Below are 23731 nucleotides of genomic sequence, written 5' to 3'. Positions count from 1 at the left end.
CGAGCCTCGGCAAGCCCGATTGCACCGACTTCGGGTAGGCGGACGCTTTAGAAACAATGGTCACGCCAAGCCCCCTTCCGACACCTTCAATCGAGCCGCGGTGATGTCCTGCGCGCGGGCCATCAGTAGCCAAGCTCCGTGAGGTACGCGTCCATCTTGAGCTCAAGCATGGCCAACTCGTCCTTGAGCTTGAGGCGTTCGGCGCGGACGGCGACGAGGTCGATCTCGACCTCTTCCTCGAAGGTGTCGACGTAGCGCGGGATGTTGAGGTTCCAGTCGTTGCCGGCGATCTCCTCCGGTGAAGCCAGGTGAGCGTACTTCGGGACGGACGCGCGCGCCTTATAGGTTTCCACGATCTTGCGGACATTGCTGTCCGGCCCACCGACCGTGAGCTGGTTCTGGTTTTTGCCCGACCGGAATTCGCGCGAGGCGTCGATGAAGAGCACGCTGCGGTCCGGCTTGGATTTGCGCATGATCAAGATCGCGGCAGGAATGCCCGTGCCGTAAAACAGCTTCTCGGGAAGCCCGATCACGGCGTCGAGGAGGTTCTCCTCGATCAGTTTTCGACGGATGACGCCTTCCGCGCCACCCCGGAACAGAACGCCATGCGGAACCACGACGGCCATACGCCCGGTGCGGGGCTTCATCGTCTCCACCATGTGGAGAATAAAGGCGTAGTCGGCCTTCGTGCGCGGCGGCAGGCCTCGCCGAAAGCGGCCAAACCGGTCGTGCTCGGCGGTGTCGTGGCCCCACTTGTCCAGACTGAACGGCGGATTGGCGACAACCACGTCGAAGTGCTTCAGCGCGTCCGCGCTGTCGAGCAGCTTGGGATTGCGGATGGTGTCACCCCACTCGATGCGGTGATTGTCCTCGCCGTGCAGGAACATGTTCATCTTGGCGAGCGCCCAGGTGCTGCCGATCGATTCCTGGCCGTAGAGGGCGTACTTCTTTGAGCCGTGCTTGGCTTGGACGCGCTGGCCGCACTTCATGAGCAGCGAGCCCGAGCCGCAGGCTGGATCGCAGGCTTCCTCCCCCTCGGCCATGTCCATGATCTCGGCCATCAGTTCCGACACCTCGGGGGGCGTGTAAAATTCGCCCGCCTTGCGGCCGGCGTCCGATGCGAAGTTCTTGATCAGAAATTCGTAGGCGTTGCCGATGACGTCGAGATTGCCGATGCGCGACGGGCGCATGTTCAGCTCGGGCTTGGCGAAGTCCTCCAGCAGATGGCGGAGCAGGTCGTTCTTCTGCTTTTCCTCGCCGAGCTTGTTCGAGTTGAAGCTGATGTCCTGGAACACATCACGCAGCTTGCCGATGTTGGCGTCCTCGATGGCGTGCAGAGCCTTGTCGATACGCTCCCCGTTGCCTGGCTCATGCCGCCGCTCGTGGAGAGCGTAGAAACTGGCGCCGGTTGGCAGGACGAAGCGCTCGCTGCGCATCAGTTCGGTGATGAGATCCGGCGCGTCGCCATACTGCTTCTGGTAGGCGTCGTAGTGGTCCTGCCAGACGTCGCTGATGTATTTCAGGAATAACAGCGTGAGGACGTAATCCTTGTAGATGTCGGGCGAGACCGTGCCGCGAAAGGTGTCGCACGCCGCCCAAACGGCCCTGTTGACTTCATCCTGGGTGATGGCGTTGGCCATGGCTATTCCTTGTTACTGGCGCGAAGCCCGACGGCGAGCGCGTCCATTTCCTGCTGGCGGTTTTCGATGAGGGCGGAAAGCAGACGCCTTTCACGCGCGGCTTCCTCGGCAAAGGCTACGATCGCGGCCTGACGCGCCAGCGACGGGATCGCGATCTCCAGTCGCTCGATGACCTCTCGCCGGATGTTGAGAATGTGCGAGCCGGTCGCCTCGCGCTGGAGATATTCCTGCGCCGGGGCCTGGTTGATCTGCCAGGCCAGGAACCGAGGCTCGACGGCTCCCCCGCGGATGCGCAGGACGAAAAAATGCGGGGAGCAAACCGCGGGGAACGGCACCGCGCCCAAAGCGACAGCGTAGGTGCGGGTGCCCCGGGTCGAGAAGATCACGTCGCCTTGGTTTAGGAATTGAATCCGGCGCGCCGGCGGCAATTCGACCCTGGAGACACTCCTCCAGTCGACGCCAGTATCAGGATCGGCATTCCGCATCTGGATGACGCCGGTGTTGCCAGCTGGGAACTCATCCATCCCCAACCTCAAGGGATGGCCTGCCGCGATTTCGGCCACCTCAGCCAAGGTCGTAATTTTTGCACGATGCGGGATCATGCAGTAAATATGCAGCCATTCCGGGCGAAAGTCAAGGCAATCGAAGTGCGTGAAGGACGTTATTGCATATAGAATTGAGGCGCAGTTCACCTCAAGGCGCACCTCAGGAGCCATACCAATGTCCGTACACTCAGCCGGCGGCTGTGGCCGGCTTTGGTGAAAGCTGGGGGCCTAATGAGCCGTCGGTCGCCCGTGCAATGGGCTGCTGCCGCCGACGAACAGTGCAAGTGTAACCCCGCCGATGGCCGACAGCCCCCCACTCAGCAAAGGGCGGGCTTATGTGCCTCTCGCAATCGGCGGCGCTCGAGAGTCGCGGCGATCACGTAACCGTACGCTCGTAGGGAAAACTATTGAGGAGTAGCTGGCTCTGCTCGACTTTGGTTGCCCGCCCGTCGAAACCGGTTACCTCCGCGCCGCAACTCCGAGCTAAGCCTTCGAACATATAATTAAAACGCTTTACGGTATCGCCCGGGAGCGCATACTCCACGCCAACAACTACACTTAAGAAAACGCCATCTTCCTTACACCTGGTGAGCTGATCATTGAATATAGATCTGTCAAGCTCACAGCATACATTGGATTCATCTTCCTCTCCAGGAAACAAGACGCGCCCAAGCTGTATGACATTCATGAGGTGGGTGTCAGAGGAATTGGCTCTAGCGTACTGTGCTGCCTCTCCAGGGTTTGCAAACATCTTGTATGTCCAAAGGACTCGGATGGCGGGAGATCGTCCGACGTTCTTCACTTTGCATACAATCGGAAGGCGAATGTCGCGTTCGCTAAAGGTCAGGTCGCCCGATAGATCGAACTCTACAGAAAGCCAGGCTCGGTCGGCGACAACCACAGAGTCGCGCATCGCTCTGAGGCTTGCCTCTGCCAGCTTATGCTGCATTGAAAAATGCTGAGCTTGGGACGCCGCTTGCTGACGGGCGTCTTCTACTGATGCGGCTGCGGCGTCGGCGCTTCGTTTCGCCTCCGCCCAAGTTTGCCGAGCGTAGTAGACTGTGAAGCCAATGCCGAGCAGGCCTGTGGCACTTATCGCAGCCTGGGCCACTGCGATCTGCGCGATGGCAATGGTGGCGGCGTCCATCCCCATAGTTGGCGGCCCCAATTTTGCCACCATCATGAGGCCTGCCAGCATCGTTACCACCCCGCCGGTGATCGCCACGCAGACAGCAAGAGCGCCTGCGCCGCGTCTCAGCTGTTCCCCAAACTTAGACATACAGAAGCAGTTCCCCGCAGCTATCCAGGAAGATGAGTAAAGCACGGACGGGCATCATCAACCCATGACGTGGGCGAGCATCTCGACGTTCCTGACCTTCAATGTGGTGGGGCTTCTGGCTGAATCTTGCTGACGGCCGAGCGCGTCCCCGCCCTGATTGGTCAGGCACATGAACCCCGCCACCGGGGCCACCAAAGCCGGCCTTTGCAAGATCGGGGAAGAGTCGGGCCCGGGCCATCGTTGCGGCATCATGGCTGCTGCCAGAAAGCGGACCTTCCCAAGGTCAGAGAAGAGCCCAACACGATCACTGCCGTGGTCGGGGGCAAGCTGGATGGTCCTCCGCGCCGGGGCTCTCGTCATCTCTGGATTAGGAGTGGGGCTCTGTCACCGAATGTCACCCGCAACCGCCTCTTGCGCGGCTAGCACCTCGCTCCTGGACCGGCTGGTGACTCCGGCCTCGCTCGCAAAGCGCCCCCACTCGGCGACCGCCGCACGGACCTCCTCAACCACCGAGTCGATGACCCGATCAGATAGGCCGTGGCGGCGGCCAAGGGTCTGAACGTGCTCTTGGGTGGGGTTTCGGCCTTCGCCCTCGATGTCCAGATAGTGCTCGCCGCCCGGACCGGCGGAGTAGGTGAGGTCATAGGCCGGCGCCAGTCGCCATTGGCCGTGCTCGTCCATCAGGTAGCTGTGTTGTCGGGTGTGGTCGTCGCGGTTGCAGGCCAGCACGTTGAAGACCATGCGCCGGAAGGCGGCTTGCACGTCGTCGGCGCGGCGGGTGATGGCCAGGGTCACGCGGAGAAAGAGGTCGTAGCTGGCTGGCTTGCGCCAGGGCGCTTCCACCGCGCCGCTCAGCGACACCATGTGCAGACGCCGACCAGGTTCTGGCCGGTCAAAGCGCCGGGTGGCGAAGTAGCCCGGGCCTGATCGCGAGGGCAGCAGGCGATAGGGCGCCATCTCCAGGCCGGCGGCCACGGCCATGGCGGCGTAGGCCGCCTCGATGGGGCCGATGTCGGCCGGGTCGTTGGGCGTGGCGAACTTGACGATCCAGGCTTCGTGGCCGGGCGCTGTCTCCCCTTCGGAGACCGAGATCCGCCCTTGTGCGTCAAACCCGACATGGATCTTCGGCCGCGCCCCGCCTGAGCCTCCGCCCAGGGTCGCGAGCGTTGCGGCGAGCTCGCCTTCGTCACCGGCCAGGATGGTTTGGGACTCTTTGGCCAGGGCATCGAGGTCGAGACTCTGCACCTCTGGGGGCGGCGCGGTGGCTGGCCTGTAGGTCAGCGCGCCCCGGCCGCCGTCGCCCACCAAGGCCAGGCGATCGAGGGGCGTCAGGGCGTCTATGCTGACGCCTAGGCGGCTCAAACGCCGCCGCATAACCAGATGGCCCCAGCCCTCGGGCAGGCTGTCGGACAGGAAGCCATGCAGCCCGTCGAACTCCCGAGTGCGGGCGGGATGGAGGCCTGGCTGCGGTGGATAGAGGAGGGCCGACACAGACAGGTCGGCGGCGATCATCTCTGGCGACCACTCGAGCTGCGCCAGGCCATTGGCCATCGCCAGCCGTCCGACCAAGGAGGCGGGGGCGGCCTCATCGAACCGCAGGCTGGCGCCCAGCGGAGTCCCAGGGGCGAGCCTCACGATTTGCTGGCCCTGCTCCGTGGCGCGCGCGTGCGGGAAGGGCGCTTCGCGGTAGCGGCCTGCTGCGCCAGAAGCTCATCCAAACTGGCAGCGGCAGGCAGGGGAAAGAGCGCCTCCAGGCCTTCATCGCATCGCAGCGCGACAGCAGCCTTCACCATGTCCTCCAGGGAGGCCTGACCCTCGTTCTCCAGCCGGCGCCAGGTCCGATAGGCGACACCGGCCCGCCTAGCGGCCTCCACTTGCGTCCAGCCCAAGGCCAGACGGCGAGCCTTGAGGCGTGCCGCGAGAGATTTCAGAAGTTCAGTTGGTGTCTGAAGCATTGTCCACATTTGGCCGATATAGCAAGGAACGCCAGGTTAATTGGCCAGAACCCGCAACTGATGCGAACTTTCGGCGTGGCGGGTGGGCGGGCCACAGACGGGCGTCCGGGCCGTTGCGGCGCTCTCCGGGCGTCCCAGCAATAGGTGCGGCGCAAGGCAGTGGGAGGCCCGGCCGGCGTTCGCAGCAGGTAAGTATGTTGCGGAACAATTCCTCGGCGGCTTTGAGGCGCCTTCGGCTACGGTGCAAGGTTTGAGGTGCCAAGCTTGGCCGCCTGCAGGGCGGGTCGGATTTCGGCCCATCGCGCCCGCACTTCGCGAAGGAACGGGGTCGCCATTGCTTCAGCTATTCCGATGTCGACTATGGACGTTGGTATCGACCACGCCATCAGTGCGGCCTCGCGCTCTGCCACCATTCGGCTGCAGACGTCGGAGACGTCTATATCCGGCCAGTTAGAACCCCGCCCTCGCTCCCGTTCGTAAAGTCTCGGGTAGAGCGAACAGAACATTTTCAATCGAACCAGCGCGGGCGGATGCGTTCGCGGGCGATAGTCCTCTTCTATCCCAGGATCAAATAACTCAAAGAATAGTTGCGCCAAGCTGCCTCCAGCGACCACGAGGCGCAATGACGATTCAATCTCGCTACTGCTATTGATGTTGAGATTGCTAGCCCCCCCTCCGGAAACTGAGAGGTTGTGCAATGCCGCGAAAGCGTCGGCGTCAAACTCTAGCGTGCGCCGAGTTAACCTAACATCTGCATCGATTTCTCGCGCCGTCTCATCGATTGCTCCGTGGCCGTAAACACCAGATGCAAGGTGACCATTGATGATGTGACCGAGCTCGTGCAGAACGATAAAATTGATGGCCGTCGCAGCTAGCATATCCCGGAGGACCCGCTGCCTGTGCAAGAGCGGCGTCATTTCGCAATGCAGGATGTGAGCTAACCCGAAATAGCGGTTGGGCCAGCTCTGCGGAGGAAGCGGAGGTAACTGGTCCTGAACTAGAAACCGACCGGTAACTGAAAGATATGAGGCCGCGGCGTAAAAGCCCGATATCAGCCCCCGCGTGAGCAGAACGAACGGCACTTTGCCAGGCGGGCAAAATGCGTAAGCCGCAGGCCGCGGGTGCGCCGCAATTCCAAACTTGATTTGTTCGGATGTCCCCGTGCGCCCGCAGGCGTGGTTGATTGTCCCGGCGATGCCGTGAGCAACATTCGACGCCTCGACCTGGTCTAGCCTCAGAAGCGGGCAAGCCAAGCCTACCGCAAGCAGTCGATTTTCAACTGTGGCGTTTGTCGCCAGATAACGCTCAATCAACATCGGTAACCCAATCCGCGCGGTCCATGCGTCGTTGCTTGATTCAGGCAGCCACAAAACGGTGTCGACAGCGCTTGCGTTTTCGCACTGCCAAATGTCCTTCTGCGATCCATCATGTGCAACCTCTACTCCATGCCAAAGGCCAGACGGCGATCCTGAATGTCGTCCGCGCCACGTTGGACAAGACGGGGATCCAACCCTCGGGCTGGGAGGGGGTACGAAAGATCAAGACCGGGCGCGAGACGGCCGACCTCTTCGCCGCCCTCCCCACCGAGCCAAACGCCAAAGTCCGCGCGGTTCATCCGAAGGCTATGCCGGTGATCCTGACGCAACCGGAGGAGTGGCTTGACCCGCCCGTCGGCTGCGAAGGGGGGACTCGACCCGATAGATGAACAACGCGCGATTGACCCCGCCGGTCCTACCGGAGGCAGGGCGAAAGGGCGTGCACCCCCCCTACAGAGGTTGCGACGCTCAAGGCTTGGTGGCTCTCGGGGTCGTGGATGATGCGAATGCCAATGCGGTCCAGGTCGCGGCCGATCCGGTCGTGTAGCGCTTTCGCGGCGACGCCCAGACGGCAGATGATCGTCCGATCGTCGGGCCTCCAGACGGCTGGGTCCAGGTAGCTGATGGTTGCGGGTTCACCCAAGGCTCTGGCCGCGACCTGTCGAACGGCTTCCTCGGCGAAGCGCTTGGCCGTCGCCCCTCGGGGTTGGCCTGCCTGCACTCGGCCCGATGGGGGTAAGGGGGTAGATTCGGGTACTGAAAGGGTAGGGGGGACACCACTGTCCGCCTTTCGCGCCCACCATGTCCGCCTTTTGCCGGCAATGGAGGACACGGGTGTCCGCTTTTCTGCGGCGGGCTCTGGCTCTACCTGCCCTGACGAGTGGGGCGGCTCAGACGGAACGCCGTTGGGAGCGGACGAGAGGACCGGGGCGTAGATGTTCGCCTTGCCTCGCCCGCGAGAGATGCGAACCGTGAGGTAGCCGGCCTTGACCAGCTCCTCGGTCGCCCGCCGTATGCTGCGCACGGTGACTGACAGGGCTCGCGCAAGAGTCTCCTGTGCCGGCCACGTGGACTGGCTCTTGCCGAACATGTGGGTGAGGTGGCAGGCCAGCAGCCGGGCGAGCTGTCCCAGGTCTGGATCCACAATGACGCGCGCCTGCCAGGCGAGCTTGGCGGCGGTGAAGTGGCGAGGATCTGAGAGGGCCGTCACGAGGAAAGACCTCGGCGATTCGGGGCGTTTTTAGGCCCCAATCGGTTTGCAGCGGCTGAAAAACTCTCAACAAAAACAAACCCCCTAGAAGGGGGCGGTTTGCAACTTTCCTCAATGAAATCAACGCAAAACGTCAGACTACGAATCTGAGGGTCGGACGTTCGAATCGTTCCGGGCGCGCCAAATTTTCCTTGTTTATTAGAGGCTTAAAGCCTCTCTAGGGCAGGTTATCGCTGTTACGTGACCCCCTGAAACTCAGCCAGAAATAGCTAGAGTCCGCCCCATGGCGTCCTTCCCCTGCCACCGGGGATCTTGCCGGCATTGCGAGATGCCATCGTGCCTCCGCTATCGGGATCTGGCGGTGGCAATCCGAAACAGTGCGTCGTCCAGGTACGAGAATGACGCGGAGATTTGCCGGAGACTTCCAGGCGTCGGTAGCCGGCGACCCTGCTGGGAAAGCGCAGCTGAACGGGAAGCCTATTGTATCAAGTCCAAGGGGGAGGTTGGGTACCCGCCGCTCGGGACCTAGCTTGGAGAGCGTGGGATGATGCAGATTGCGGAGATTGCGCTGGATCTCTCCTATACGGACACAAAGGTCTGGGCGCGGGTCTATGCGCCTGTGCGCACGGCCTCTGACGAAGAGTGGTCCTGCTCATTTGAGATTAGCGAACCCCTCGCTATCGAGCGGACAATTTATGGCGGTTCCAGTCTGCAGGCGCTCATGCTCGCCCTAAAGACCATGTCGTCGTACCTCTACGGATCAGAGGCCTACGAGAACAAGCAACTCGGCATCGGTGGCGAATTCGGCGGAAATCTGTCCATCCCGGCTCCAAGTATCATCCTCGAGACCGCCCCTTTTCCATTCTGAGTGAGTTTGCGCAGCCTCGGGACTCTCTTCATTTCTCTGGACCAGGAGTGGGGCGATATCACAGGAAGAGCCCCACGACCGCCTCTTGCGCCGCCAGGATCTCGCCTCGGGACCGGCTGGCGACCCCAGCCTCGGTCGCGAAGCGCCCCCAGTCGGCGATGGCGGCGCGGACCTCCTGGACCACTAAATCGATGACCCGGTTGGACAGGCCGTGGCGGCGGCCGAGTGCTTGGACGTGCTCTCGGGTGGGGTTTCGGCCTTCGCCCTCGATGTCGAGATAGTGCTCGCCGCCGGGACCGGCGGAGTAGGTGAGGTCATAGGCCGGCGCCAGTCGCCAGTGGCCCTGCGCGTCCATCAGGTAGCTGTGTTGGCGGGTGTGGTCGTCTCGGTTGCAGGCCAGAACATTGAAGACCATCCGCCGGAAGGCGGCTTGTACATCGTCGGCGTGGCGGGTGATGGCCAGGGTGGCGCGGAGGAAGAGGTCGTAGCTCGCGGGCTTGCGCCAGGGCGCCTCCACCGCGCCGCTCAGGGACACCATGTGCAGACGCCGACCAGGTTCTGGCCGGTCAAAGCGCCGGGCGGCGAAATAGCCTGGGCCCGATCGCGAGGGCAGCAGGCGGTAGGGCGCCATCTCCAGGCCGGCGGCCACGGCCATGGCGGCGTAGGCCGCCTCGATGGGGCCGATGTCGGCCGGGTCGTTTGGGGTGGCGAACTTGACGATCCAGGCCTCGTGGCCGGGCGCTGTCTCCCCTTCGGAGACCGAGATGCGTCCTTGTCCGTCGAACCCCACATGGATCTTGGGCCGCGCCCCGCCCGAGCCCCCGCCCAGGGTCGCGAGCGTTGCGGCGAGCTCGCCCTCGTCACCGGCCAGGATGGCTTGGGATTCTTTGGCCAGGGCGTCCAGGTCGAGGCTTTGGACCTCTGGAGGCGGCGCGGTGGCAGGCCTGTAGGTCAGTGCGCCCCGGCCGCCGTCGCCCACCAACGCCAGGCGGTCGAGTGGCGTCAGGGCGTCTATGTTGACGCCTAGCCGGCTTAGACGCCGCCGCATGACCAGATGGCCCCAGCCTTCGGGCAGGCTGTCGGACAGGAAGCCATGCAGCCCGTCGAACTCACGAGTGCGGGCGGGATGAAGGCCTGGCTGCGGTGGATAGAGGAGGCCCGAGACAGGCAGGTCCGCCGCGATCATCTCTGGCGACCACTCGAGCTGCGCCAGGCCATCGGCCATCGCCAGCCGTCCGACGGGGGAGGCGGGGGCGGTCTCATCGAAGCAGAGGCTGGCGGCCAACGGAGTCCCTGGGGCGAGCCTCATGATTTGCCGGTCCTGCTCCGCGGCGCGCGCGTGCGGGATGGGCGCTTCGCGGCGGCGGCCTGCCGCGCCAGAAGCTCATCCAAACTGGCGGCGGCCGGCAGGGGAAAGAGCGCCTCCAGGCCTTCGTCGCATCGCAGCGCGACAGCTGCCTTCACCATGTCCTCCAGGGAGGCCTGCCCCTCATTCTCCAGCCGCCGCCAAGTCCGGTAGGCGACACCGGCCCGCCGCGCGGCCTCTACCTGCGTCCAGCCCAAGGCCAGACGGCGGGCCTTGAGGCGCGCCGCGAGAGATTTCAGAAGTTCGGCTGGAGTTTGACGCATTGTCCATATATGGCCGATAAAGCCGAAAAATTCAAGTTAAATGGCCAAAAGGAGAAGGCCATAAGGATGCGCGGCGGGCCGAGTGCGGCTATCGTATGCCTCTGTCGAAAAGCTCTGAGCCCTCCAGGCAGGCTGCGACTTAGGTCGACCGATCAGCTTGAGTCCGAACTTGCCGCCAAATCCATCCTCGCGTCGGTCTGGTCCGCCAGGGGCTGCGACGCTCAAGGCTTCGTGGCTCTCGGGGTCGTGGACGATGGGAATGCCAATGCGGTCCAGATCGTGGCCAATCCGGTCGTGTAGCGCCTTCGCGGCGACCCCCAGACGGCAGACGATCGTCCGATCGTCGGGCCTCCACACGGCGGGATCCAGGTAGCTGATGGTCGCAGATTCGCCCAAGCTTGCGACGCGCCCCCCGGATTGGTCATCGACAGTCGCAAGGCCCACTTCGCCGGACGGCTTCGAGGCGCCCTTCACTGTGCAATATGAACAATTTGAAACCTCGCGCCCCATGGCCGGGGCCGCGCTAACAGGCTTACTTGCTGGCTATGCAAGACGCGGACCGTCGATCGGTCCCGGCTGGGCGTCGGTTCACGGGATGTTTCTCCGCGGCCGATCACCAAGGCTAGCCTGGTCCGCAGTCGATTGAGAAAGCGGGGTGCAGAGTGAGACCGTCAAGCATCGTGGCGCGGATCGTCGCGCTGGCCATCGGGGGGGCGCCGCCTTTTGCGATGACCGCCTGCGCGTCGCCGCTCCTCCCCGCCACCATCGCTCAAGCGCCTTTCGCCGGTCGAACAGACCTGCCGGACGAAGCCGCCATCGCTGAGATCGTTCGGCGGCATGACATTGTCACCGCAGGCTTCGGCGTCATTCAAGACGGGGAGCTGGTCTGGGAACGCTATCTGGGCGAGCAGTCCCCCGGCGTCGCGGCAGGGCCTGGCACGCAGTTCAACGTGGCCTCGGTCACCAAGACGGTGACGGCCGAGACGATTCTGCGCCTGGCGGACCAAGGCCGGTTGTTGCTCGATGAGCCGATGGTCGCCCATTGGCTCGATCCGGACATCGCCAGCGATCCTCGTCGGCTCGCCCTGACGCCGCGAACGGCGCTCTCCCATTCCACGGGCTTTCCCAACTGGCGATTCTTCCTCCCCGGTGGACGGCTGGCCTTTCAGTCAGCGCCGGGGGAGCGCTACAGCTATTCCGGCGAAGGCATGGAGTATCTGGCGCGGTTCACCGAGCGCAAGCTCGGCCGGCCATTCCCGGACCTCGTCCAGGAGGTCGTTCTCGGACCTGTCGGAATGACCCACACCAGCCTCGTCGCCCGCCGCGGGGAGGCCGCGACGTCCATCGCCCGGCCAGTCGATGAGGCCGGTGAGTTTCCCGGGTACTATTGCCGGCCTGCAGAGCAGGACGGGGGCTGTCGCGCCGATGGGAGCTATTCCGCCGCCGACGACATGGTCACCACGGTTCGCGACTACGCCCTTTTCTTGAAGGCTGTGGCGACTGCGGAGGGGTACAGCGCCGAAATGGCCGCAGATCGCGACCGCATCCACACCGACAAGGGAGATCAGGCGGTCGTCGACTGCGCCTCGCCGTCATCAACCCCCTGTCCCGATCATCAGGGTTACGGCCTGGGCTTCAATGTCTTGAGGTTGGGCGACGCCGTCGTCCTCCAACACGGCGGTGCGGACTGGTCCGAAGTCAGCCTTGCCTACATCGGGACGCCTTCGCAGTCGGGCGTCATCATCTTCCTGAACGCCCCCAATGCGAGGGCGCTGGCCGCCATGCCGGAACTGATCGAGCAGATCGACCCGGGATCGCCGTTCACCGGGGAGTACCGACGGTGGCTGGCCAACGCACGGCAGCCGTGACGGCGAGTTTCGATCTAGCTCAAGCTCTTTGAGCCACGCCCTAGCGGCGGGCGATGGCGATTTCGTGGATCAGGACGGCGCCGCCGGCCTCGTTGTCGAGATCGAGGCGGATCTGGTCGATGGCCGATCGGCGCCAGGGGCGGCCTACCGACGGCTGCCTCATGTCATAGATCAGCAGGGTCTGGACGCCGATCGGCGGGGACGACGGGGGTTGCGGGGCGGCACGCCTGTCGGCGGATTCCCCCTGGCGGTCGGTCGCGTAGTAGAGCGATCCGTCCCAGCTCGCGGCGCCGGCCAGCCGGGTTAGCCGCACCAGCACGAGATCGGCGTCCTCGCCCCTGAGATTCAGGCCGGCCGCCGTACGGAGGCCCGGATCGTCGCCGGTGGCCACCACCCGGAGTCCCTCGGGCGTCGGCGTGGCGTCGGCGTTGATCGCCTGGAGGCCGTGGCTTGCGCCCGCGAAGGTCCACTGTGCGACCAGCTCGAGGGGATGATCGCCGGAAAGGTACCGCTGCGTCTGGGCGTCCCACCGGACTTGGGGGCGTTCGATCTCGGCGACGCGCTCGACATTGGGTTTGTCACACCCGGCGACCAGCGCCAGGACCAGGGCTGCGGCGAGAAGGAGTTTCATGGACCTTGGTCCGCCTCGTGCTGGAAGAGGTCGACTTCACGGCCGTCGAAGCGCGTCTCCCAGGGGGCGTCCAGGACATCGCCGCTCATGACGATCACCCAGTCATAGCCCTGAATCTCGGCCAGCGGGGCCTGGCCTGGGGGGGTGAGCAGAATGCGGGCGCCGCCGTTCAGTCGCATATAGGCGAGGTGGGCGCTGTTCAGGTTGGGGACCAGGGCGACGGAAGGGCCCGGCGCCGCCGTCATCAGGCCCTGCGCCACATGCAGCTCATGTTCGATGTCGCTGCGCTGCTGGGCGATCTCCCCCACCCACAGGTCGTCGAACAGGGTCGAGAGCACTCCGAGGACGACGAAATAGGCCGCCCAGGATCTGTAAAGATCCCGTCGGGTCGCCGTGGCTGCGACCAGGCCTGCGGTGGCGATGAAGGCGAGCAACCGGAACGGGGCCTGCGGGGCGAAGCCCCACCGCTCGGGATCGGGGGCGAAAAAGGCCGTGACCGCCGTGCCATCCCAGGGAAACAGCATGATCCCCGACAGGAAGGCGGCGGCAAGTCCCAGGGCGCCCAGCAGGGCCAGGCCCGCGGCGGCGCGGGCGGCATGCCGATAGCCCTGCCGCCAGGGCTGCAGATGCGGCGCGGCGGCGAGCCAGAGGATGGGCACGAAGAACTCGAAATAGCGGCCCCAAAGGCGATACCGCTCCCCCTCGACGGCGGCGATCTTGTAGGTGAAGACCGCCACCATCGCCACCGTGCCGAGCGCTAGGGCCAGGGCGAAGAGGAAGACGAGGTCCTCCCGCCGGAAGGCGCCGCCCTCCCGGATGAGCCGGCGCGCGCTGGCGGCCAGGGACCACAGGCCGGCCAGTAGGGGCGGGCCGGCGAAAAGGGCGAGCACGGACGCCATCGACGCCACGCCCAGCCCGGCCAGCCACAGGCCGTCGGCCGGAGGCTCCAGGCCGAGGTGCTCGGAATAGGCCCCGCCGAGGAAGAACAGCAGGGGGCGGGCCTCTGGCCCTTGGGCTGCGAGGTCTATCGCCGCGCCGGTCGCCAGGAAGGCGACGGCGAAAAGGATCAGGCGCTGGGCCGCGGCGCGCCGCGCGGGCTTCGAAAGCAGGGCCTCGACGCCCACCAGCAGGCCAAAGGCCAGGGGAACGATGAGGCCATGGGGCTTGACGAGGACCAGGATGGCGGCGAGGGCGCCGACCGCCAGGGCGTGCGCATAGGGCCGCCGCTGGTAGAGCCATGCCGTGATGGCGATGATGGCGCAGAGCAGGCCGACATACAGGCCCTCCGGCATGGCCGAGAAGACGAAGCGGTAATAGGGGAACAGGAGCGCCACCGCCGCCAGCCCCCAGATCTGGGGCCGGGGCAGTCTTGGGCTGACCGCCCGCAGAAGCAGCAGCAGCCCCCCGAAATAGGCCGCAGCGCCGATCAGGCGCAGCCACGGCAGGACATTGAGGGTCAGGGCGTCGAGCCCGCGAATGACCAGCAGATAGGCCGAATTTCCGACCGGCTGCAGGTTGCGGTGCAGCTCGGGATAGAGCGCGATCTGGTCGGCGAACAGCGCCCGGATCAGATAGGCGCCCTCGTCGCTGGCATAGAGGGGGAATTCCGGAAACAGCCGGTTGACGTAGAAGAGCGCCACCATCGCGCCGAGGGCGAGGCTGCCCCACCAGACGAGATTCGCGGCAAGCCGTTGCGTCTTACCCCACCCGGCCACGAAACACCTCACATCCCACTATGGACCGCGCCTGGCGGATCTCGCCAAGCCTCCGCCCCAGCGTTCGTCCATGCCCGTCGCATGCCACCCGGGCCTGGGGCAAGGGGCCGAAGATGCGCCCGGTCGTCCTACGGGGCGTCGGCGGCCTTCTCACCGGGAACCTCAGCCGCGTCGCCCAGGGTGTTCCGGATGTAGAGGATCTTCACCATCACGAAGAGCACCACCAGCAGGGGGGCGGCGAAGATGACGCCCAGGGGCCCGAACAGCACCCCGAAGCCTAGGACGGCGAACAGGGTCAGGGCCGGGGGTAGGGCGACGGCCTTCTTCTGGATCAGGGGATAGGTGAGATTGCTCTCCACCTGCTGGACGATGATATAAACCAGGATCGTCCAGACCACCATCATCGGCCCGTCCTGCAGGGCCAGCATGATGGCGGGAATCACCGAAACCACCGGCCCGACGATGGGCACGAAGGCGGCGATGGCGGCGAACAGGCCCAGCGCCACCGGCGAGGGCAGGCCGATGATCGAGACGCCGATCCACGTCAGCACGCCGACAATGGTCATGGAGGCGAACTGGCCCAGCAGCCAGCGGCGCAGGGCCACGCCGGTGACGTTCATGGCGTGACACATGGGCTCCCGCGGGCCAGCGGGCACCAGGCTGAGCAGGCCATCGCGGGACGATCGCGGGCTGATGGCCAGATAGATGCCGGCGAAGATCACCACCACCAGGTTCGTCACGGCGCCGGCGACGGTCATCGCATAGCCGCCCACCCGGCCGAGGATGTTCTGGATCGGGCCCGCCGCCTGGCGGGCCGAGGCGAGATCGAAGGTCTGGACCTGAGCCATGAAGTCGGCGGGCAGGGGCAGCTCCACCAGGCGCGCCTGCAGCTCCTCAGCCGATTGGGGCAGGCTTTCCAGCAGATCCTGCACCTGCTCGGCCACCGTGGCGCCGAACAGCCAGCCGGCGGCCGACAAAAGGCTGATGATCAGCAGGCCGGCCGCTAACAGGGACAGGCCCTCGTTCAGGGGCGTCAGCTTGTGGATCGGATCGCCCAGGGCGCGGAGCAGCACCGCCACCAGGATCGCGCCGAACACCAGCAGCATCACGTCGATGAGCTGCCAGGCCACCACGAGGACGATGCCGACTCCGACCAGGAACAGCACCCGGCGAACGAAGGCCGGGGACAGCGACGTCCCCCGGGACGTCTTGGCCGAAGGGCTCAGATCAGATTCGGCCAAGGCGCGTCTTCCCGTTCGTATTCAGGGTCAATAGCCGCCGATGACCGGCAGGATCTCGCCTGTGATGTAGCTCGACATCTGGGGGGACGCCAGGAAGACAAAGGCCGGCGCGATCTCTTCCGGCTGGGCCGGGCGGCCCATGGGGACGCCGGAGCCGAACTTGCTGACGTCTGGACGGTCTGCCGGGTTCAGAGGCGTCCAGACCGGACCTGGCGCCACCACATTGACGCGGATCCCCTTGGGGATGAGCTGGGCCGAGAGGGACCGGGCGAAGGCGTGGATGCCGCCCTTGGTCATGCCGTAGTCCAGCAGCTCGCCTGATCCCTGCAGGCCGACCACCGAGCCGGTCATCAGGATGGCGCCGCCCGGCTTCATGTGGGGGACCGCCGCCCGAGCCATGTAGAAATAGCCATAGAGGTTGGTCTTGAGGGTCCGGTCGAAGTGGGCGTCGGTGATCTGTTCCAGGTCTCCCGCATGCTCCTGGAAGGCGGCGTTGTTCACCAGGACGTCAAGCCGCCCGAAGGCCTCCAGGGTCTTGGCCACCGCGTGGCGGGCATAGTCCGGATCGGCCACATCGCCGGGCAACAGGATCGCCCGGCGGCCTTCCTTCTCCACCGCCGCCTTTGTGGCTTGTGCGTCCTCATCCTCATTGAGATAGGCGATGGCCACGTCGCAGCCTTCCCGCGCATAGAGCACCGCCACGGCCCGGCCGATGCCGGAGTCGGCGCCCGTGATCAGGGCCGCGCAGCCCTCCAGCTTGCCCGAGCCCCGGTAGAAGGGGGCGTCATACATGGGCTCAAGCTTCAGGTCGGCCTCGAGGCCCGGCTTCTTCAGATGCTGCTGCGGCAGGTCTGGAACGGGATATTCCCGGGCTCCGGCCTGCATGGCCTTGGGGCCGTCGTCATCGTTCGAGACCGCTGCGTCCTGGCGGTCGATGCCGGCCTGAATGGCCCGCTCGTCCTCGGCCGTACGCTCGGCGGCCTTGCGGAAGGTGTCTGGCTTGTCGTCGGTCATGGCGCGTCCCTTTCTGACCGATCCCCAATCCGCCGGGGCGCATGACGGTTCCAGGCGGACGCTTCAGGCGGCGCCCCCTAGCGGTCGAATTTGGTCGACAGCACGATGGACGAATTGGTGCGCTCCACGCCGGCCAAGGCGCCGATCTCGTCGATCAGCCCATCCATGGCCGCCACATCGGCCGCCGACACCATGGCGATCAGGTCGAAGACCCCGCTGACCGACTGCAGGCGCCGCACCCCAGGCATCTTGCGCATGGCCGTGGCCACCAGGCCGGCGGCCTTGGGCTGGACGGTCAGCATGACGAAGGCGTGGATCTGCCCCAGCTCATGGGCCTGCGAGGTCCGCACCGCGTAGCCGGCGATCACGCCCCGGCGCTCCAGCCGGGCGATCCGGCTCTGTACCGTGGTGCGCGACAGGCCCAGGCTCCGCGCCAGCTCGGCGACAGGGGCGCGGGCGTTCTCCTGCAGGCGCGCCAGCAGGTGCTGATCCAGGTCGTCCATCGTTATTCGCCGAAACTGAATGGTAGATCGCCGAAAATATGGCGCGATTTCGCCGATACCGCAATTGATACCGCCGGACCCGGCGGCGACCCTGGCCCATCACGTCTCGGGCCACAGGATCAGACAGAATGCGAAAGATCGCCGTCGTCGGCGCAGGCAAGATCGGCTCGGCCATTGTCGACATGCTGCGAACCTCGGGCGCCTATCAGGTGGCTGTGATCGACCAGGATGAGGCGCGCCTGGCCGGCCTGAAGGTGGGCGCGGGCGTGGAGCGCATCCGCGTCGATGTCCGGGACCCCGTCGCCCTGGCGGCGCGGCTGGAGGGCGTCTTTGCGGTGATCAGCGCCGCCCCCTATCAGCTCACCGTGCCTATCGCCCAGGCGGTGAAGGCGGCCGGCGCCCACTATCTCGACCTGACCGAGGACGTGGCGGCCACCCGGCAGGTGCGCGCCCTGGCCCAGGGCGCCACGAGCGCCTTCATTCCCCAGTGCGGCCTGGCGCCCGGCTTCATCAGCATCGTGGCCATGGATCTGGTCCGCCGGTTCGACGAGGTCCATGAGGCGCGCCTGCGGGTCGGCGCCCTGCCGCGCTATCCCACGGGGGGCCTGAACTACAATCTCACCTGGAGCACCGAGGGGGTCATCAACGAATACTGCGAGCCTTGCGAGGCCATTGTCGAGGGCGAGCGCCGCGAGGTCGCCGCCCTGGAGGGGCTGGAGGCCTTCGCCCTGGATGGCGTCGCCTATGAGGCGTTCAACACCTCCGGCGGCCTGGGCGGCCTGTGCGACACCCTGGCGGGGCGGGTGCGGAATCTCAGCTATCGGACCATCCGCTATCCCGGCCACGCGGCCATCATGCGCACCCTGCTGAACGACCTCGCCCTGCGCGACCGCCGCGATCTGCTGAAGGACATTCTTGAGCATGCGGTGCCGACCACCCTGCAGGACGTGGTGGTGGTTTTCGCCACGGTCAGCGGGCTGAAGGCCGGCGCCCTGACCCAGGAGACCTATGTGAACCGCATCTACGCCCAGCCGGTCGAGGGGCGGCCCATGAGCGCCATCCAGATCACCACAGCGGCCTCGGTCTGCGCCGTGGCCGACATGCTGGCCCAGGGAGATCTGCCCCAGAGCGGCTTCGTGCGGCAGGAGGACATCCCCCTCGACCGCTTCCTCGCCAACCGTTTTGGCCGCTGGTACGCCGACGACGATCACGCCCGCCGCACGGCCTGAAGGATACCCATGACCCTGTCTCTCCAGCCTGCTCCTACCCTGGGCGCCGCCGCCGATGTCGCCGCCACCCTTAACCGCCTGGGGGTGGCGCGCGCCCTGTGGACCGCCGGCCAACGCGAGGTGGTCTCCCCGGTCACCGGCGAGGCGGTGGCCCAGGTGCGCGGCGCCGAGGCTCCCGCAGTCCATGAGGCGATCGCTCAGGCGCACGCGGCCTTCCTGGTCTGGCGCAAGGTTCCCGCCCCCCGGCGGGGCGAACTGGTGCGGTTGCTGGGCGAAGAGCTGCGGGCGGCCAAGACCGACCTGGCCCGCCTCGTGACGCTTGAGGCCGGCAAGGTGGTCTCCGAGGGCCAGGGCGAAGTCCAGGAGATGATCGACATCTGCGACTATGCGGTGGGGCTCTCGCGTCAGCTGTTCGGCCTGACCATCGCCACCGAACGTCCCGACCATCGGATGATGGAGACCTGGCACCCCCTGGGGCCGGTGGGGGTGATCACCGCCTTCAACTTCCCGGTGGCCGTCTGGTCGTGGAATGCGGCCCTGGCCCTGGTGTGCGGCGATCCGGTGGTCTGGAAGCCGTCGGAGAAGACGCCGCTCACGGCGCTCGCCGTCCAGGCGGCCTTCGAGCGCGCCGCCGCCCGCTTCGGCGACGCGCCGCCCGGACTGTCGTCGGTGCTGATCGGCGGCCGTGAGGTGGGCGAGGCCCTGGCCGATGACCCGCGTCTGCCACTGGTCTCGGCCACCGGCTCCACCGCCATGGGCCGGGCGATCGGCCCGCGGCTGGCGAAGCGTTTCGCCCGCGCCCTGCTGGAGCTGGGGGGCAACAATGCAGCCATCGTCGCCCCTTCGGCCGATCTCGACCTGACCCTGCGCGGCGTGGCCTTCGCCGCCATGGGGACAGCCGGCCAGAGGTGCACGAGCCTGCGCCGCCTGTTCGTCCATGAGGACGTCTATGAGGCCTTCATCCCGCGGCTGAAGGCGGTCTATGGGTCGGTCGCCGTCGGCGATCCCCGGGCCGAGGGCGTCCTGGTGGGACCGTTGATCGACGAGGCGGCGGGTGAGGCCATGGCGCGGGCTCTGGATGAGGCCAGGGCCGGCGGCGGCGTGGTCCATGGGGGCGAGCGGCTGGACGGCCCCGGCGTCTATGTCCGTCCCGCCCTGGTGGAGACCCCAGACCAGGGCGAGGTCATGCTGCGGGAGACCTTCGCGCCGATCCTCCATGTGGTCCGCTATCGCGATCTGGACCAGGCGATCGCCGCCCAGAACGCCGCCCCCCAGGGCCTGTCCTCGGCGATCTTCACCCTGGACCTGCGGGAGGCCGAGCGGTTCCTCTCGGCCGAAGGCTCCGACTGCGGCATCGCCAATGTGAACATCGGCCCCTCGGGCGCCGAGATCGGCGGGGCGTTCGGCGGCGAGAAGGAGACCGGCGGCGGGCGGGAGGCCGGTTCGGACGCCTGGAAGGCCTATATGCGCCGGGCCACCAACACGGTGAATTACGGGGCGACCCTGCCGCTCGCCCAAGGCGTCCGGTTCGACATCTGAGATTGCCGCGGCTCAGCGGCCCTGGGCCGCCCGCATGGCGGCTGACTTGACCCTGTCCGGCAGGGTGGTGAACCAGGCCTGGGGCGAGAGGCGCTCGGCCACCCGGCGGCGGCCCGCCGCGGCCAGCACCGCCCGTCGTCCGGGGTCCGCGCGCAGGGCGACCAGGGCCTGGGCGGCGTAGGCGATGTCCGGCTCGGCCCAGCTCTGGCCGGCATAGAGGCTCTGCGGGTCCTCGACGGCGACGCGGCCGGCGGGGACCATCAGGGCCACTCCATCATCCAGGAAGTCGGCCACGCCCGACCAGTCGGTGGCCATGACCGGCGTGCCCAGGGCCAGGGCCTCGGCCGGCGTCAGGCCGAAGCCCTCCGACCGGTGCAGCGAGATCAGCACATCGGCGCCGGCGATCAGGGACAGCACCTCGGCATAGGGCCAGACCGCGTCGATGATCTCCACATTGGCCGGCGCGCCGGCGCGCAGCCTGGCCAGGGCGTCGGGGTGCTCGCCGCCGTTCTGGGTCTTGATCACCAGTCGCGCGCCAGGATCATCGCCAAAGGCCTGGGCGAAGGCGGCAATGGCGCCCTGCGGGTTCTTGCGGGCCTGGGAGGAGTTGAAATCAAACAGCGTCACCGCCTGGAAGGCCTCCCGCCGCGGGGCCGGGCGGACGTCATCATAGTCTTCCAGAAACAGTGGATGGGGCACGACCCGCACCGGCGCCCGGGCGCCGGCCAGGCTCGCGGCCACGAACCGGCTGGGCGTCCAGACCTCGTCGACCATGGCGGCGTCCTTCAGCCACCGGGGCGGGGCGCTCGGCAGCTCCCAGGCCCAATAGCCGTAGCGGGGACCGATCACCCGCCGCGGGCCCGTCTGCCCCAGGGCGGCCAGCAGTTCCGGCGGATTGAGATGGAAGATCCAGGCCGCCGCCGGTGTTGGGGCCGCGCCTTGCGGGCTCCAGGTCAGGGCCGCCCCCGTGGCGTCCATGCGCTCTATGGGAACGCCCAGGGCCTCGAAGGCCCGGGCGGCCAGCCGGGCTGAGGCCGCGATGCCGTGGGAGCCGGAAAAATAGCCGACGATGCGGAGCGGCCCGCCGTTCTGCCCCTCGGCGCCATGGGGTTTGCGGGCCTGGGCGCGGACATGGGCCTCGAGCATCGCGGCCAGCGCGGGCTGGGCCATGCGGCGCAGCGCCTCAGGCGCAAGGCCCCGCCAGGCGTCGCGCACCGGGCTGATCAGGTTCACAGGCCGATCAGCCCGGCGATCTGGGCCTGCAGGGGCGTCTCGGACGACAGGGTCCGCACCGGCCTTGGCCGGTCGTCGATGGCGGGGCGGTCGCTCCAGACCTCGTCGACAAACCCCCACACCGGATGGTCGTCGGACAGGTCCGCCAGCGCCGTGGTGGTCCAGGCGGCCGCCGCCTGGCGCCAGGTCACCCCCTGGGCCATGAGGGCCACCGCATCGGCGGCGACGAAGCCCGGACCGGTGGCGTAGACCACCAGATCGGCCTCGACCGGACCCACCGGCCCGCCGTCGGCCCGACGCAGCCGCCCCGTGGCCGCCTCCAGAATGACCACGTCATTGGGCCAGTCGGCCATGTCGCGGGTGCGCGCCGGCGCGACCACCACGGCAGCCACCCGGCTGGGGCGGTTGCGCACCAGCAGGGGGGCGCCATTGCGCACGCTCAGCCGGGCCAGGCGATAGACGAGACTGCGGGTCAGGACGTCCGGGAGGCCCGCCGGATCGATGTCATACTCGGCGAACCCGCCGCCGATCAGCCAGCGCAGGTAGCGGACCCGACCCAGGGGCCGGTGCAGGGGAAACAGCCGCTGCAGATCCGGGCGGCTTTCCCAGACGAGCATCAGGATACGGGGGAAGGGGAAGGGACTCGACAGGCTCCCCACCAGGCGATCGCCATCGCCCCGGACGGCCTGGGCCAGGACGAAAGGCCACCGGCCCCGCACCGCCAGGCCGTAGCCGGCGCAGGCCTGCAACCGGAAGGCCGCCAGGTCGCCTTGCGCGGCGCGGGCGTAGCGGGCCGCACACAGCAGCGGCTGGAGTTCCTGGCTGAGATCGAGCTGGGTCGGGCCATCCAGCAGGGCCGGGGCGAAGCGGCCGCCTTGCGCCTCCGGTCCCAGCAGCCAGGCCAGCAGGTCCTCCGGCGGGCCGCCTTCGAACCGCCGGCGCAGGTCGGCCCTCGCCGCCAGCAGGGCGGCGGCGGCCCGGGGCAGGGGCCGCTCGCCGGGGGCGGCCAGCCACTCGGCGATCTGGCGCGACTCGCCGGTCCAGGGAGTGTCAGCCTGCGGCCAGGGGGCGGCGATCCGCGCCCCGGCCCGCCAGGCGTCCAGCAGGGCCTGGCCCGCTGCGATCGAGGCGGTGGCGCTCTGCGGCTGGGCGGCGAACCAGGCGTGGAAACCCAGACGGCTCTCCAGGTCGCCGCGGCCGAACCGGGCGGCGGCGAAGGCGTCCTCCCGCCAGACCTGGTCCATCTCCCGGGTCACGTCAGGCAGGCCGTCGACCGAGGCCAGGGGGTCGGGGCTGTCCAGCCAGGCCTCGACCTCGGCGGTCAGGCCGTCGTCGAACCTCTGGCCCTCCCGGGCGGCCCGCAGGGCGCGGCGGCGCATGGGACCGGAGATCGCCCGGCCGGACGGGAAGGCCTCATAGGCGTAGGCTTGGCGCCGCGCCTGGTCGTGCCCGTTCTCCAGCAGCGCCTTGGCGTAGTTGTCCAGCAGCCGTGACAGGGGCGAACCCGGTGGGACCACCTGGCGGTCCTGGTGCTTGCTCAGCACCGCGGGGCTGCGCGGGTCGAAGCCGGAAAAGTGGAAGAAGCCCAGGGGATGGCCGTTGACCGTACATGCCCCGCCGCCATCGGACAGGGTGCGCCCCTCAAGATTCCAATAGGCGAGGTCGAGGCCCGGATCCCGCAGGATGGCCACGTCGCTGACCAGGCCCGGCGCCAGGTCCATCCATTTCTGGTCGGTGAACAGGCCGTTTTCGAAGTCCACCCGGCAGTCGAACCGGCACTTTTCGGCCCACCAGTCCAGCAGGGCGAAGATCTCGTCGGCCCGTCGCGCCGCCATGAAGCCCAGATTGAAGGCGCCCGAGGTCAGGATGGTGTGGTCGTTGGGATTGGCTTCGCCGGCCAGGGGTCGTGTCAGGTGCGGGATAAGCACCAGCGGCGCGGCCTCAAGGCCGGCGCGGATCTGCGCCAGGGGCGCATAGACGAAGATGTCCGGGTCCAGATAGGTCACTGAACTCACCCCCGGCTCGGCCATGAGCCGTCGGAAGGCGTGGGGCTTGATCGCGGTGTTCAGCTCGAGCGCGTCATAATAGACGCTCATGGGTCCCAGGGGGGCGCCGGTCTCGGACGCCTCGATCACCCGGGCGTAGGGTTCCAGCGCCGGGATGGGGCCATCGGCGGCGACGACCACCCGGGCGGCGGCGGGCTCGACCTGCGCCAGGCTGCGCATGAGGACCGCGGCCTGGGCGGCGTAGTTCCGCGAGACGATGGTGAAGACGACGTCCAAGGGCCCGCTCCCGACAGCTGGCGCCCGACTGGTG

The 23731-nt window shown here is 67.0% G+C and carries 20 protein-coding genes; 4 read left to right on the top strand and 16 right to left on the bottom strand.

The window, feature by feature from the left end; all coding sequences use genetic code 11:
- Positions 1-122: 122 nt before the first annotated feature.
- The 7 genes from Q7S93_RS11405 to Q7S93_RS19050 form a co-directional block, all read right to left on the bottom strand.
- On the bottom strand, positions 123-1640 hold the full coding sequence (locus Q7S93_RS11405) for a type I restriction-modification system subunit M (protein WP_304714027.1): 1518 nt from the start codon (positions 1638-1640) through the stop codon (positions 123-125).
- A gap of 2 nt (positions 1641-1642) precedes the next feature.
- Complete coding sequence (locus Q7S93_RS11400; RefSeq protein ID WP_304714026.1) at positions 1643-2356, bottom strand: restriction endonuclease subunit S; 714 nt, start codon at positions 2354-2356, stop codon at positions 1643-1645.
- A 205-nt stretch (positions 2357-2561) separates the two neighbouring features.
- On the bottom strand, positions 2562-3410 hold the full coding sequence (locus Q7S93_RS11395; protein ID WP_304714025.1) for a hypothetical protein: 849 nt from the start codon (positions 3408-3410) through the stop codon (positions 2562-2564).
- Positions 3411-3848: 438 nt separating this feature from the next.
- Positions 3849-5099: a type II toxin-antitoxin system HipA family toxin gene (locus Q7S93_RS11390; RefSeq protein WP_304714024.1), complete on the bottom strand. Its 1251-nt coding sequence runs from the start codon at positions 5097-5099 to the stop codon at positions 3849-3851.
- The gene (locus Q7S93_RS11385) at positions 5096-5419 is read right to left on the bottom strand and encodes a helix-turn-helix transcriptional regulator (protein ID WP_304714023.1); all 324 of its coding nucleotides are present in this window, start codon (positions 5417-5419) and stop codon (positions 5096-5098) included. Before Q7S93_RS11385 ends, Q7S93_RS11390 begins: the two co-directional genes overlap by 4 nt.
- A 236-nt stretch (positions 5420-5655) precedes the next feature.
- Positions 5656-6735 (bottom strand): hypothetical protein, encoded by a 1080-nt coding sequence (locus Q7S93_RS11380; RefSeq protein ID WP_304714022.1) that lies wholly within the window; start codon positions 6733-6735, stop codon positions 5656-5658.
- A 415-nt stretch (positions 6736-7150) separates the two neighbouring features.
- A complete protein-coding gene (locus Q7S93_RS19050; RefSeq protein WP_370652143.1) occupies positions 7151-7879 on the bottom strand; it encodes a helix-turn-helix domain-containing protein in 729 nt (242 codons plus the stop codon).
- A gap of 610 nt (positions 7880-8489) precedes the next feature.
- Here Q7S93_RS19050 and Q7S93_RS11375 point away from each other — a divergent pair.
- On the top strand, positions 8490-8813 hold the full coding sequence (locus tag Q7S93_RS11375; RefSeq protein ID WP_304714021.1) for a DUF6968 family protein: 324 nt from the start codon (positions 8490-8492) through the stop codon (positions 8811-8813).
- A 58-nt stretch (positions 8814-8871) separates the two neighbouring features.
- On the opposite strand, the gene Q7S93_RS11370 is transcribed toward Q7S93_RS11375, so the two are convergent.
- Together Q7S93_RS11370 and Q7S93_RS11365 are read right to left on the bottom strand one after the other, a co-directional pair.
- Positions 8872-10122 (bottom strand): type II toxin-antitoxin system HipA family toxin, encoded by a 1251-nt coding sequence (locus Q7S93_RS11370; protein WP_304714020.1) that lies wholly within the window; start codon positions 10120-10122, stop codon positions 8872-8874.
- The gene (locus Q7S93_RS11365; RefSeq protein WP_304714019.1) at positions 10119-10442 is read right to left on the bottom strand and encodes a helix-turn-helix transcriptional regulator; all 324 of its coding nucleotides are present in this window, start codon (positions 10440-10442) and stop codon (positions 10119-10121) included. The genes Q7S93_RS11370 and Q7S93_RS11365 overlap by 4 nt, the downstream gene beginning before the upstream one ends.
- Before the next feature lie 680 nt (positions 10443-11122).
- On the opposite strand from Q7S93_RS11365, the gene Q7S93_RS11360 reads away from it, so the two are divergent.
- Positions 11123-12310, top strand: a complete 1188-nt coding sequence (locus Q7S93_RS11360) for a serine hydrolase domain-containing protein (protein WP_304714018.1) — start codon at positions 11123-11125, stop codon at positions 12308-12310.
- Between the two features lie 40 nt (positions 12311-12350).
- On the opposite strand, the gene Q7S93_RS11355 is transcribed toward Q7S93_RS11360, so the two are convergent.
- The 5 genes from Q7S93_RS11355 to Q7S93_RS11335 all read right to left on the bottom strand — a co-directional run bounded on the left by Q7S93_RS11355 (position 12351) and on the right by Q7S93_RS11335 (position 17414).
- A complete protein-coding gene (locus Q7S93_RS11355; protein WP_304714017.1) occupies positions 12351-12941 on the bottom strand; it encodes a hypothetical protein in 591 nt (196 codons plus the stop codon).
- Positions 12938-14656, bottom strand: a complete 1719-nt coding sequence (locus Q7S93_RS11350; RefSeq protein WP_304714016.1) for a hypothetical protein — start codon at positions 14654-14656, stop codon at positions 12938-12940. Before Q7S93_RS11350 ends, Q7S93_RS11355 begins: the two co-directional genes overlap by 4 nt.
- Positions 14657-14784: 128 nt before the next feature.
- Positions 14785-15897, bottom strand: a complete 1113-nt coding sequence (locus Q7S93_RS11345; protein WP_304714015.1) for an AI-2E family transporter — start codon at positions 15895-15897, stop codon at positions 14785-14787.
- A 27-nt stretch (positions 15898-15924) separates the two neighbouring features.
- Positions 15925-16911, bottom strand: coding sequence for an SDR family oxidoreductase (locus Q7S93_RS11340; protein ID WP_304714014.1), 987 nt, complete (start codon positions 16909-16911; stop codon positions 15925-15927).
- Positions 16912-16988: 77 nt separating this feature from the next.
- Positions 16989-17414: an Lrp/AsnC family transcriptional regulator gene (locus Q7S93_RS11335; protein WP_304714013.1), complete on the bottom strand. Its 426-nt coding sequence runs from the start codon at positions 17412-17414 to the stop codon at positions 16989-16991.
- A 128-nt stretch (positions 17415-17542) separates the two neighbouring features.
- Between Q7S93_RS11335 and Q7S93_RS11330 the strand changes: the two genes are divergently transcribed.
- Both Q7S93_RS11330 and amaB read left to right on the top strand, forming a co-directional pair.
- A complete protein-coding gene (locus Q7S93_RS11330) occupies positions 17543-18643 on the top strand; it encodes a saccharopine dehydrogenase family protein (RefSeq protein WP_304714012.1) in 1101 nt (366 codons plus the stop codon).
- A gap of 9 nt (positions 18644-18652) precedes the next feature.
- Positions 18653-20182: an L-piperidine-6-carboxylate dehydrogenase gene (gene amaB / locus Q7S93_RS11325; protein WP_304714011.1), complete on the top strand. Its 1530-nt coding sequence runs from the start codon at positions 18653-18655 to the stop codon at positions 20180-20182.
- 12 nt (positions 20183-20194) lie between these two features.
- Here the strand turns inward: amaB and Q7S93_RS11320 are convergent, their stop codons facing one another.
- Together Q7S93_RS11320 and Q7S93_RS11315 are read right to left on the bottom strand one after the other, a co-directional pair.
- Positions 20195-21415 (bottom strand): glycosyltransferase family 4 protein, encoded by a 1221-nt coding sequence (locus tag Q7S93_RS11320; RefSeq protein WP_304714010.1) that lies wholly within the window; start codon positions 21413-21415, stop codon positions 20195-20197.
- Positions 21412-23697 (bottom strand): hypothetical protein, encoded by a 2286-nt coding sequence (locus Q7S93_RS11315; protein WP_304714009.1) that lies wholly within the window; start codon positions 23695-23697, stop codon positions 21412-21414. The genes Q7S93_RS11320 and Q7S93_RS11315 overlap by 4 nt, the downstream gene beginning before the upstream one ends.
- Positions 23698-23731: the final 34 nt, after the last annotated feature.

It is taken from the genome of Phenylobacterium sp. (assembly GCF_030646615.1).
Taxonomy (GTDB): Bacteria; Pseudomonadota; Alphaproteobacteria; order Caulobacterales; family Caulobacteraceae; genus Phenylobacterium.
The sequence above is the reverse complement of the archived record's forward strand: the minus strand, read 5'-3'. Positions and strand labels throughout refer to the sequence as shown.